Source organism: Deferrivibrio essentukiensis (assembly GCF_020480685.1).
GTDB lineage: Bacteria > Chrysiogenota > Deferribacteres > Deferribacterales > Deferrivibrionaceae > Deferrivibrio > Deferrivibrio essentukiensis.
In genome coordinates, this window is sequence record NZ_JAJAFU010000005.1 from 16,056 (window position 1) to 28,505 (window position 12,450).

The following is a 12,450-nucleotide window of genomic DNA, read 5'->3' on the forward strand; positions in this document are numbered from 1 at the left end:
CTTTTTCATTAAGCTCAATTTTTTTTGTGGCCATTTTAGCAATTTCTTTATATTTAGGCCTTAGTTTTGACCAAATTTTATTTATCTTAAATGAAAATTTTGTCAACTTGGTAACAAAACCGGAAGTAATTTCAGTCCCTTTTTTTCTTCTCTCATCAGAGCTTTTTCTTAATGCAGGTTTTACCAAAAGATTTAAAGAGGCTGTATTTAGTAATTTTGGAAACAATTTAATAGGTTACTTAATATATTTTCTTGGAATTTGTACTACCATATCTTCAAGTGTAATTTTCAGTAAAGTTTTGAGTGACGATTTCATTAAAGAGGAATTTGGAAATAAGAGAAGTTTTGTTAGAAGTTATTTCCTATTATCCGCAGTTAGTTATGTGGCTCCTATTTCAATACCTTTAATCATTATCGCATCGATTCTGGAAGTCTCGTTAAAAAAAGCAATTTTAATATCATTTAGTTATACGCTGATTTTATTGGTGATATATTATTTCTTACTTTTTAATAAAAATTTTATGCCTAAAAAAGCTGGGACAAATATTTTACATATACTGCCGGTGGCAATATATTTTATCGGGCTATATTTTTTAATTTATGTAATATCGCTTCCTATTGATGTTATTTCACAAATACTTTTTCTTTACACATTTATTTTAGTGACAGTTACAAAAAAATTTAAAACACATTTAGTTGAAATATCGGCGAAAAGTGCCTTTATCCGTACAGGTATTATTGTTTCTGTTATATATTTTATAAATATTTTTAATTTCTATAGCGTATATACAAATTCAACTGAAAATTTGATAAGCAATATTGCTATTTTATTTTCAGAAAGCGGGTTTATGTTAGTTTTGGTTTATATAATGGCTTTTTTCCTGATGGATTTAATTGACCCACTTGGAATAATTCTTCTTCTTTTCCCTATTTATAGCAACATTATCAATGCATATGGCTTAAACAAATATGCTTTTCTTGTTTCATTTTTAAGTTTTGTGGCTATGGCATTAATAGGAAATATTAAAGAATTACCGGGAAATATTATAAGAGAGAAGCTTATTTTAAGTACATTTGAAATAAATGATATTGTACTGATAGATTTTCTTATTTTGTCTGCAATTTCTTTTGGAATTTATTTTATCTTATAAAAAAGGGGGAATACCCCCCTTTAAAATTTGTATATCAAATTTGGTAAAAATAGTGATATTTGAGGTATGTAGGTTATTATTAAAAGTCCTAATAACAAAGCAAAAAACCATGGCATCGAAGCCCTTATTACTTCTTGTAGACTCATTCCTGATATCCCACTTGCAACAAAAAGGTTTAATCCTACCGGCGGAGTTAGCATTCCTATTTCCATATTAACAGTAATGATTATTCCTAAATGAATAGGGTCAATACCAAGTTTCATAGCTGCTGGAAAGATAAGGGGTGCCAATATCATAATCAGGCTTGATGGTTCCATAAAGTTGCCACCAATAAGAAGCAGAATATTTACAAAAATAAGGAAAACAACCTTGCTAAAATTCATATCGATAATCCACTGAGCAAGAGCTTGTGGAATCTGTTGTACTGTTAAAAAGTAAGCAAAGAGCATTGCATTTGCTATGATAAAAAGAATCATAGCCGAAGTAGCGGCAGAGTGCATAATTATCTTAGGCACATCGGCCCACTTTAAATCCTTGTAAATAAATTTTACTACTACAAATCCGTAAACAGCAGACACAGCAGCAGCCTCTGTAGGAGTAAAAATTCCGCCGTAGATTCCACCGATAACGATAACAATTACAAGAAGTGCCCATACAGACTCTTTAAATGCAGTAAAAATTTCTTTATTTGAAGCTCTTTTTTCTTTTTTAAATCCGGCTCTTCTTGCTGAGATGTATGTTACTACCATAAGCATTGTCCCCAGAAATATTCCTGGTATAAAACCTGCCATGAAAAGTTTACCAATTGATTGGTCGACAGTTACGCCGTAAACAATTAAAACGATTGAGGGAGGAATTAGAATACCGAGTGAGCCTGCTGTTACAATAGAGCCTACGGAAAACTTTGGACTGTAGCCGGCATCTTGAATGGCGCCAATCATAATGGAGCCGATTGCTGCAACTGTCGCAGGGGAAGAGCCACTAACAGCAGCAAAAATTATACATGCAAAGATTGCGCTCATCGGCAGACCGCCTGGAAGATGTCCAACTAATGCTTTAGCAAATCTAATAATCCTTTCTGCTGCACCACCTTGAGATAAAAAATTGCCCGCAAGTACAAAAAGAGGTATTGCCATAAGGGCAAACTTATCTATTGATGTAAACATTTTTTGTGCGATAACAAGCGCTGGTATGTCAGTAAAAGCAAGCATAGTAATTGATGTGGCAAGGCCAAGTGAAACAGCAATAGGAATACCCAACAAAAGTGAGATAAATAAAAGTATAAAAAGTATAGAAGTTATCATCAGTGTTGCTCCTTCATTACCATATCATAACTGAATTGATCAGCTGGAATTCTTATAGTTTTTATAATTTTTAGTAATACCTGATATGCGGCAATTGACATACTAATAGGTACACATAGGTATATAATCCAGAATGGTAATTGCAAATCGATTGATACCTGTTCGAGTTCGTAATTAAACATAACAAAGTCATAGCCCCATTTTACAATAAGCAAGAGATATATAAAGATTACTATAAGTGATAAAGATAGTATATATTTTGCAATCTTTGGTTTAATTGACTGTATAATGGCCGTCACTCCAATATGAAGGCCTATTTTAAAACCATACGCTGAGCCAAAAAGTGCTGACCATATAAAAAGATAAGAAGTAAGCTCTCCGGCCCACGTAAGAGATGTACCAAAAACATATCTTAAAACTACATTTATAAAAGCTAACAGTGTGGCAACAGCCATCATTACTGTCATTACGGTCATATTTATATAGTCAAGATAACTGTCCAACTTTTCAAATAAATCTTTCATTGTTATCTCCATAATTCATAAATAAAGTCCGCCTAATAGGCGGACTATTTTAGTTAAATTAATTTACAATAATTATTTGATTGAAAGAGCAGCGTCAATATACTCTTTTCCAACCACTTCGTAAAATTCAGGATAAATCTTTTTCATTGTTTCTTGCCATACTTTCTTTTCTGCTTCAGAAAGCTCATAAATTTCAAGCTTGTTTAATTCTTTCACTTTATTGTAGTAATATTCATCAAGCTCTTTTGCTAACTTTCTTTCATATTCTGTTGCTTCTTTTACGGAATCAACAAATATCTTTTTCAAATCATCAGGAAGCTGTTTCATAAAAAGTTTACTTGTAACAAGCATATAACCTAAGTAACCATGATAGCTAACTGTCACATATTTCTGAACTTCATAAAATTTTTGAGTATAAAAATTTGACCATGGATTTTCAGCGCCATCAACTACCCCCTGCTGCAATGCAGAGTAAACTTCTGAAAATGGCAACACATGAGGTATACCACCAGCCACTTTAAACTGCTCTTCTAACACTTTAGAAGACATAATCCTGAATTTGATACCATCCATATCTTCAGGTTTGATGATTGGTCTAACATTGTTTGATATAACTTTAAATCCATTATCCCAGAAAGCAAGACCAACAAGCCCTTTTTTCTCCATCTGTGCCAATATCTTTTGACCCCATTCACCGTCCATATAGCTGTGAAGTTGCTTGTCAGACAAGAAAAGGAAAGGTAAATCAAAAAGTTGAAGCTGTGGAACAAATCCGGTAAACTTTGAAAAGCTTGGGCAAGCAAGCTGAATTGCACCCATTTTTAGTGCTTCAACTGCTTCTCTGTCGTCGTAAAGTGATGCGTTAGGGTAAACTTCAACCTGAAACCTACCGTTTGATTTTTCTTCAAGAAGTTTCTTTAAATATTCTGCAGCTTTTCCTTTTGGTGTTTCAACTGCAACAACGTGACTAAATTTAACCTTAATAGGTTTTGCAGCAAAAAGTGGTTGAATCATTAGTAATGTAGCTACAGCTACTAAAGCTGATAACTTTAAAAATTTCATATACTATCCTCCTGTGATTATTATGACATTATCTTAAGCATTTTTTGTGCCATAATAATTATTCTATATTTTACAACACTTTTTTATTGGAGCGATGTAAAATTTGTTGCAAAATTGCGATTATGAGTAACATATGTTGCACTTGATATTGTTATGGTTGATATTTATGTTATATATAAATAAATTATATTGTTATATTTAATTGCATTTTTGCAATATACTATCCTTCATTTATATAAAAGTATATTAAAATATAATATATTAAAAAAACAACTAAACATTATTTTTTTGTTTACGATATAGGAAGAAATATGGTAATTTATGATAGTATATAAATTATAATATTTAAGGAGGAGCTATGAATTTAAAACTAAAAATTTCTCTTGTGATAAGTGCTGTAATATTTTTATGTTTTGGTGTTTTATTTGCGATTACGGCATCCATTTCCAAAAAGGTTGCTATAAATTCTCAAGTGGAAAGAGCAAGAAATATTGTTGTTACCGCTGAGGGTGTAAGAGAATTTATGAGTGAAAAGTGGAATGCAGGTATTTATGATTTTGAAGAATTAAAAAAGGATGTTAATAAATTTTTATACGCAGTCCCGGTTGTCAGCTCTATTAAGATTTTAAAAAATAAGTCAGAAGAGCTTGGGGTTGGATTCAAAGTTCCTAAGATTTCTCCAAGAAATAAAGATAACACACCGGATGAAACTGAAATTAACATTTTGGAAGAATTAAAGTCTAAAGACTCTGGAAGTGGTCAGACACCTGAAAAAGTTTTGGTTGATGATAAAAGTGGGTTTATCAGGTATTTCAAGGCGGTAAGACTTTCAAAAGAGTGCGAATGGTGTCATGGTGATCCTGCGGACTCTGTGAAGTATTGGGGTAACTCAGATGGAATTGACCCCACAGGCGTAAAGATGGAGGGGTGGAAAGCAGGTGAAGTTCATGGTGCTTTTGAAATTATGATTCCTCTAAAACCGATATATGCAGCCATTAATAAGAACCTTTTAAAGGATTTTGTTGTTCTTATAATAGTAGTATTATTAGTTACTTTTTTAATTTTTTACTTAAATGATAAATTCATTTTCAAAAGGCTTAATGCCGTAAATCTTGCTCTAGGTGAGATTGCAAAAGGTGATTTCAGTAAAATGGTTGAAGATAAAAATTATACAGATGAGGTTGGAACAGTTGCTGCCTCAGTAAATCGGATGGTTGAAGATATTAAAAATGTGTTGATGGTTGTCGCTGAATCGGTCGATTCCCTTGCTTCAACTTCTGCAGAGCTTTCAAGTAATGCTGAGATGATTGCTGCCGGTGCACAGGAGCAATCTGAACAGACAGCTACAACTGCAAGTGCAGTAGAGGAGGTAAACGCAACAGTTAATGAAGTAGCTCAAAATGCTGCGAATGTGGCAAGAAGCGCTAATGAGGCTAAAGAATCTGTTATTAAAGGGCACTCAGTTGTAGAGGAAACAAAAGAGATGATGGAAAGTATAGCAAGGACAGTTCAACAGACAGCTGATACTGTCAGGACACTTGGGGAGTCAAGCGAGCAAATAGGCCAAATAATACAGGTAATTGATGAGATAGCTGACCAGACTAATCTACTTGCTTTAAATGCTGCGATAGAGGCGGCAAGGGCAGGGGAGCATGGACGCGGATTTGCAGTAGTGGCTGATGAGGTAAGAAAATTAGCTGAAAAAACTGTCAAAGCAACAAAAGAGATTGCTGATATGGTGCAGATGATTCAGGCCGATACAGGTGGTGCTGTGGCAAGCATGTCTGAAGGTGTGGAGCAGGTTGAGATTGGGAAAGAGAAGGCTGAAGAGGCAAAAGTTGCCCTTGATACTATAAAAGTTAATGTGGAAAATGTATCTTTTGAGGTTGAGAATATTGCAAGAGCTACAGATGAACAGGCAAAAGCAACCGAAATGATGGCAAGTGCTGTTGAGAGTATTTCTAAGGTAAGCGCTGAAAATTCTTTAGCTGCTGCTGAATCTGCCCAGGCTGTAGAGATGCTTTCTAAACTTGCAAGTGACTTACAAACACAAATAAGTAGATTTAAAATTAAATAAATAATATAAGCCCTCATGTGAGGGCTTTTTAATTGGGTGAAATTAATGTATGAATACAGACTTAAAATTATTACAGATGAGCTTGAAGCTTCATTAAAATTATTGGATATCGATATTATTGAAGAGGATATTTATTCTCAAAAAGAATATATTTTCTATTCTGACAAGAAGCTTTCAGATTTATTAGAATCAATGAATCTTGATTTTGTAGAGAATAACGTTGATAATTTGGGTTGGCAGGAAAAATGGAAGGAATATTTAAAGCCCGGACTGCTGACAGAGAATGTAAAATATATTTTTGATGAAAAGGATAAAGTTGAGGGAAAAAAAAGTATTTTAATAAATCCTTCCCTTGCCTTTGGAACTGGTAATCACCCTACGACAAAGATTGCTGCAATGCTTCTTGAGGAGCTATCTTGCGGTAAAATTATCCTTGATGTAGGTTGTGGAAGCGGGATTCTCTCTATACTTGCAAGTATTTCAGGCTCAGTCGCGGTATATGGTTTTGATGTGGATAAAGTAGCCCTTAGTAATACTTCCGAAAATATAGCTTTGAACAAGTGTGATAATATTTATGTTTGGGCAGGTGGAATTGACAGTATTAAGCAAAATATTACTTTTGATGTAGTATGTGCCAATATTATATCAAGTGTGCTGCTAAATATCAAAGATAAGCTGTTTAGTCATGCAGAAAAATATCTTATTGTTTCCGGAATATTAATTAATGAAAAAGATAATTTCCTTGAAAAGTTTAGAAATAATAAGTTTAATGTGTTAAAACAAATGGAAATGGATAACTGGTTTGGAGCTGTTTTTGAAAGGGTGAATTTTTGATTGATGGAAGGTATAAAGAGATTTTATTGGGATAATAAATTTGATGAACGGATAGAAATAAAAGGGGAAATACTCAATCATATAAAAGTCTTAAGACTCAAGGTGCAAGACAGGATTGTTCTGCAAAATGAGTTTAACATCGGCTTGTACGAGATAGAATCTTTAAACAAAAAAAACACTTTATTAAAACGAATAAGCATAAAAAACTCAACAAGACCAAATTATAGACTAATCGCTTGTATATCTCTGATGAAAAGGGAATATATGGATAACTCAATAGAAAAATTGGCAGAGATTGGCGTAACTGAGATTATTCCCATAATAACAGAAAGAAGTTTGAGACAATTAAATAGCGAAACAATGTTAAGGTATCAAAAAAAAGCAATATTTGGCTCATTACAGGCTGAAAATAATTTCATTACAAAAGTAATGCCAGCAAGAGAGTTGAAAGATTTGATATTTAACGACTGTGAAAAAATATTATTTTACGAAAGAGCTGACAAACAATTTCCTAATGTTTCGTCTACTGATGTGGTATTTTTTATCGGCCCTGAAGGTGGACTATCTATGGATGAAGTCAATTATTTAAATAAGATTGGATTTAAAATATGCTCACCTTTTAAATCTGTTTTAAAGGGTGAAACAGCGGCAGTAGTGTTTGCGGGGCTTTTGAGGAGTGAGATTGAGAAACTTTCACTTTAATTTATGGGACAAAGAATATATGCAAATTGCACTTAATTATGCAAAAAAGGCTTTTGATAATGGTGATGTACCTGTCGGGGCTATAGTTGTAAAAGATGATAAAATTATAGGCAATGGCTTCAATATAAAAGAGAAGACAAAAGATCCTACTCAACATGCTGAGATTGTGGCAATGAGAGAGGCCGCAAATGTTATAGGGGACTGGAGATTAAACGATTGCACTTTATATTCAACATTAGAGCCTTGTATTATGTGTGCAGGTGCTATTTTGCATTTTAGAATAAACAGAGTTGTTTTTGGAGTGGCTGAGCCTAAATTTGGTGGGGTAATAACAAAGGCTAATCTATTTGATATAAATACGTTAAATCATAAAGTAGATTATGCTTACGGCATTTATGAAGAAGAAATAAAAAGCATTATGAGGTTGTTTTTTAAAATAAGAAGAAGTATGAATAATAAGTAAATTATAAGGTTTGATAATGAAAAAAATATTATCTGAACTAAATTTTGAGGAAATCTTTTATAAAAGCCCTTATCCTATGGCATTAGTGGACCCTCAGGATTTTAGAATAATAGAAGTCAATAGTGCTGCTATTGAATTTTATGGATACACTTATAAGGAGCTCTTAAAGCTAAATGCATTAGATATTACAAAAATCCCATTTGATGAGCAAAAAAATCGTGTAGATTTTATTACAACAAAAGGTGAAGTTAAATTTTTAAAACATTACCTTAAAGATGGATCAATAAAATATGTTAAAGTGTATGGAAGTATAATTAAAATTAAAAATAAAGATTACTATTTTGTTACAATACATGATGTTTCTGATGAATATTATGCCTTTGAAAAGATAAGTCAATTAAATGAAAAACTAAATATTTTTGTAAAAAACTCGTATAGCTATGAGTTTTTTGAAGATAAAATTGAAAATAAATTTTATTTTTCTGATAATTTTTATGAAATTTCTAAAAAAAGACCTGATGAATATAATAACTCTCACGAATTATTGTTGGATATTGCACATAAAGACTTTAAGGAAATTTTAAAAAACCATATGTGCGAAGTCTGCTCTGATAGTTATCGTGTATTACCCATTGAGATTAAGGTCATAACTAAAGATAACAAAGAATTGTGGATTTTACATATTTGTAAACCTGTTTTGAACAGTAAAAATGAGTGCGTGGGTGTCAGGGGGAGCAATATAAATATTACTCCAAGGAAAGAGTTGGAGTTTAATCTAAAGCAATATCTAAAGTATTTAAATACTGCACAATCTGTTTCAAAAACAGGCAGTTGGCACATAAATATTAAAAAAAATGTTTTATGGTGGTCGGATGAAATATTTAAAATATTTGGATTACCAAAAGAAACGAAGGTAAGTTTGGAGCTGTTTTTTGAGCGTATTCATCCTGACGATAGAGAATTTGTAGCACATGCATGGAGAAATGCGCTTGAAGGCAAAGTGTATGATATTGAGCACAGAATAATTGTTGGCAATACAATAAAGTGGATAAATGAAAAAGCTGAGATAGTAAGAAATGATAATAATGAGCCTATTGAGGCAATTGGGACGGCGAGAGATATTACTTCCGAAAAAAGATTAATAGATGAGATAAAAAAAGAAAACAGATTAATAGAATTACTTTTTGATCTTCTTCCAGGATTTTTATGGCTTATTGATAAAGATATGATTATTCGCAAACAAAACAAAAATGCAGCGGAAAGATTTGGCAGCAAGTTAGGCGAAAAGTGCTATGAAAGTATATTTTGCGGGCAATTTATATCCAAACAACAAAGATATATTCTTCCAAATGATTTGAGTTTTACAGATATAAAATGTGATTTTTGTTTGGCATCTGAATCTTTAGAGCAAAAAACTGAATTTAGTATTGAGATAGAAGATAGTCACAATGGAAAATTTTATAAAGCATGGTGGATACCTATTAATGAGGTTGAGTTTATTCACTATATGATTGACATTACCGAGCAAAAAGAATCTGAAGATTATTTTAGGGAAATGTCAATGAAAGACTATCTGACAAAAGTTTATAATAGGCGCTATTTTAGTGAAAGATTTGAAAGTGAGCTTGAGCTTGCTAAAAGGGCAAATCGCACATTTTCTTTAGTTATTTTTGATATTGACCATTTTAAACAGGTTAATGATACCTATGGTCATAATGTAGGGGATACAGTCTTAAAAAGGATTAGCGAGCTTGTAAAAAACAGATTAAGAAAAGTGGATGTGTTTGCAAGGTGGGGTGGAGAAGAATTTATAATACTTTTGCCTGAAACAAAGCTCAATAGTGCTATAAATTTGGCTGAAAATTTAAGGAAAATGATAGAGGAAGCCCAAATATTGGATGATAGAAAAGTAACCGTTAGTTTTGGTGTTACAGAATATAAAAATGGAGATACGGTTGATTCTGTCGTAAAGCGTGCTGATGATATGCTGTACAAAGCAAAGAGTTCGGGGAGAAATAGGGTTGAGTGGGAATAAAGCTTGAAAAATAAATTTATTAACATAGTGTTTTAATATGAAAGTAATTATATGGGTTATTTTGTCAATTTTGTTCTTTTTTTCTCAAGGATTTTCAGATAATTTAAACATTTGTTATTCAGAATATAAGCCATTTGTATATAAAGATAATTTAGGTAACTTGAAAGGTTTTGATGTTGACTTGATAAGTGGTTTTTGCAGTCAAAATAAATATGATTGCAGTTTTGTTAGTTATAGTTTTAGTCAATTATTAAAAAATGTCGAAGAAAAGCAATGTGATGTAGCTATCGGCTCTATTTATGTAACAGCTAAAAGAAAAGAGTTAGGTTTATTTACAAGTCCATACCTTAATTCTGGATTAGTGGCTGTAGTAAAGAATGAGTTTGATAGCTCGTATGAAAGCCTTATGGATAAAACGGTTGGTGTTAAGCTAAACTCAACTGGCAATATATTGGCTGACAAGATGGCTTTAGATAACAAACATCTATCTGTTAAAATTTATAAATCTACTTATGATTCATTTATGGCTCTTCAAAGTGGTGATGTAAACTGGGTAATAAATGATTATTACAACAGTCTTGATATAATATATTCTTTTTTTCGCGGCGAATTTAAGATTCTCACTCTTAATAATAAACCTTTGTTTCTTGAAAAGTCTGAAATAGCTTTTTACTTGCCAGTCTCTCAAAAAAAACTTTTAGAGAAAATTAACATATATATAGATAGGTTACAAAAAAATGGTGAAATGGATATCTTGATTCACAGATGGTTTTACATCACAAAGCCTATAACTATTAAAGAGTACTTAATTAATACTATTATTCTGACTTCATCGCTTTTAATAGGTGTGTTTTTCATTTTAATATCTATTGTTTTAAAAGTGAAAAATACAAGACTAAAATCTTATAATGCCTTTCTCGAGTCATCCCTGGATTTGCCTCTTATGGCAATCATTGCATTTGATTATAATGGTAAAATTATCTTTTGGAATAAAGGTGCTGAAAAGTTAATAGGTTTTAAAGAAGGTGAAATATCTAATTTAGGTGAATTATTGTTGGGAAAAAATGAGTTTATCAAGCTTACAACACCTTGCAATACTAAAATAAATGTAAAAACTAAGAATAAGGAAAAGAGTTTTTACGTAAGTGTATTTAATGTAAAATTTAATGATGCAGATTTTATTCTGTTTGGTCTTGATATAACTGAAACCATGGAAGCTATTAGCACAAGTTTGCTTTATGAAAATATGTACTACTCTATTATCGAGAATTCTCCTAATGGTGTAATGTTAATTGAGGATGAGAAGGTATATTTGAATAAAACATCACAAGAGTGGTTCTCTTTATTTGATAAATACATTAGTGTAAATGAGTTACCCGCTAATATTAAAGACATTTTGGACAAGTTCAAAGAGTCAGGAGAGAAAAAAAAGGTTTACTCAGAATCAAGCCAACTAATTGAAAACAAAATAATCGATGCTAACCTTATAAAGCTTAAAATAGAAGATAATTTATTTTATCTGATCATACTTATCGATTTTACTGAAAAATATCAGCATCAAAAATTTATTGAAATAGTTCAAAAAGATGAAGCTTTGACTAATGTTGTCAGCAGTGTTGTACATGATGTAAATAATTTATTAGGGATAATAATTAACTATGCATCAATTCTTCAATTAAAAAAAATGTATGATGAGTCAAGTGCTATTAAGATAATAGAAGTAGCGGAGCAATGTGCACAATTTTTAAAATCATTAAATAATATTTCTAAAACTTCAGAGGAGAAAAAGGTTGTTGAAATTGATGGATTTTTGCTGAGTAAATATGATTTTCTTAAACAAATAGTTAGACCAAAGGTTGATTTGAAAATTGAAATTATTTCTAAAGGTGGTAAATTGCTTGCTAATGAACAAAAACTGTTTCAAGTTATTCTAAATCTTGTGATAAATAGCAAAGATGCTATTCAAAATAATGGACAAATTATTATTAGGAAATCATTTCAAAAAAATATGCTGCATATAGAAGTAGAGGATAATGGTGAGGGTATTCCTGAGGAAATGGCAGATAAAATATTTAATAAGTTTTTTACTACAAAAGAGAATTTAGGTACTGGACTTGGATTGTATGCTACCAAAATATTTGTAGAAGAGATAGGTGGAAACATAAGCTTTAAATCTAAGAGAGGGGCAGGGACAATTTTCTATCTTGATTTCGAGGCTATTGAGTAATGGTTATTTGTAAATTAAATATTTGTTGATAAAAAGTTAAGTATATTATACAATCTCAGAAAATTAGATGA

10 protein-coding genes are annotated in these 12,450 nt (G+C 31.7%); 7 read left to right on the forward strand and 3 right to left on the reverse strand.

What is annotated here, in order from left to right; genetic code table 11:
* Positions 1–26 precede the first annotated feature (26 nt).
* On the forward strand, positions 27–1,151 hold the full coding sequence (locus LF845_RS03895) for a hypothetical protein (RefSeq protein WP_242819691.1): 1,125 nt from the start codon (positions 27–29) through the stop codon (positions 1,149–1,151).
* A gap of 20 nt (positions 1,152–1,171) precedes the next feature.
* Here the strand turns inward: LF845_RS03895 and LF845_RS03900 are convergent, their stop codons facing one another.
* The 3 genes from LF845_RS03900 to LF845_RS03910 all read right to left on the reverse strand — a co-directional run bounded on the left by LF845_RS03900 (position 1,172) and on the right by LF845_RS03910 (position 4,041).
* Positions 1,172–2,455, reverse strand: coding sequence for a TRAP transporter large permease (locus tag LF845_RS03900; RefSeq protein WP_242819692.1), 1,284 nt, complete (start codon positions 2,453–2,455; stop codon positions 1,172–1,174).
* Positions 2,455–2,979 (reverse strand): TRAP transporter small permease, encoded by a 525-nt coding sequence (locus LF845_RS03905; RefSeq protein WP_242819693.1) that lies wholly within the window; start codon positions 2,977–2,979, stop codon positions 2,455–2,457. The genes LF845_RS03900 and LF845_RS03905 overlap by 1 nt, the downstream gene beginning before the upstream one ends.
* 72 nt (positions 2,980–3,051) lie before the next feature.
* Positions 3,052–4,041, reverse strand: a complete 990-nt coding sequence (locus tag LF845_RS03910) for a TRAP transporter substrate-binding protein (protein ID WP_242819694.1) — start codon at positions 4,039–4,041, stop codon at positions 3,052–3,054.
* Positions 4,042–4,399: 358 nt separating this feature from the next.
* Between LF845_RS03910 and LF845_RS03915 the strand changes: the two genes are divergently transcribed.
* The 6 genes from LF845_RS03915 to LF845_RS03940 are packed head-to-tail and all read left to right on the forward strand — an operon-like array spanning position 4,400 to position 12,379.
* Positions 4,400–6,118, forward strand: coding sequence for a methyl-accepting chemotaxis protein (locus LF845_RS03915; RefSeq protein ID WP_242819695.1), 1,719 nt, complete (start codon positions 4,400–4,402; stop codon positions 6,116–6,118).
* A gap of 45 nt (positions 6,119–6,163) precedes the next feature.
* The gene (locus tag LF845_RS03920) at positions 6,164–6,952 is read left to right on the forward strand and encodes a 50S ribosomal protein L11 methyltransferase (protein ID WP_242819696.1); all 789 of its coding nucleotides are present in this window, start codon (positions 6,164–6,166) and stop codon (positions 6,950–6,952) included.
* A gap of 3 nt (positions 6,953–6,955) precedes the next feature.
* A complete protein-coding gene (locus tag LF845_RS03925) occupies positions 6,956–7,654 on the forward strand; it encodes an RsmE family RNA methyltransferase (RefSeq protein WP_242819697.1) in 699 nt (232 codons plus the stop codon).
* Positions 7,635–8,117, forward strand: a complete 483-nt coding sequence (gene tadA, locus LF845_RS03930) for a tRNA adenosine(34) deaminase TadA (protein ID WP_242819698.1) — start codon at positions 7,635–7,637, stop codon at positions 8,115–8,117. Before LF845_RS03925 ends, tadA begins: the two co-directional genes overlap by 20 nt.
* Positions 8,118–8,133: 16 nt before the next feature.
* Positions 8,134–10,152, forward strand: coding sequence for a sensor domain-containing diguanylate cyclase (locus tag LF845_RS03935; protein ID WP_242819699.1), 2,019 nt, complete (start codon positions 8,134–8,136; stop codon positions 10,150–10,152).
* Positions 10,153–10,189: 37 nt separating this feature from the next.
* Positions 10,190–12,379: a transporter substrate-binding domain-containing protein gene (locus tag LF845_RS03940; protein ID WP_242819700.1), complete on the forward strand. Its 2,190-nt coding sequence runs from the start codon at positions 10,190–10,192 to the stop codon at positions 12,377–12,379.
* Positions 12,380–12,450 lie beyond the last annotated feature (71 nt).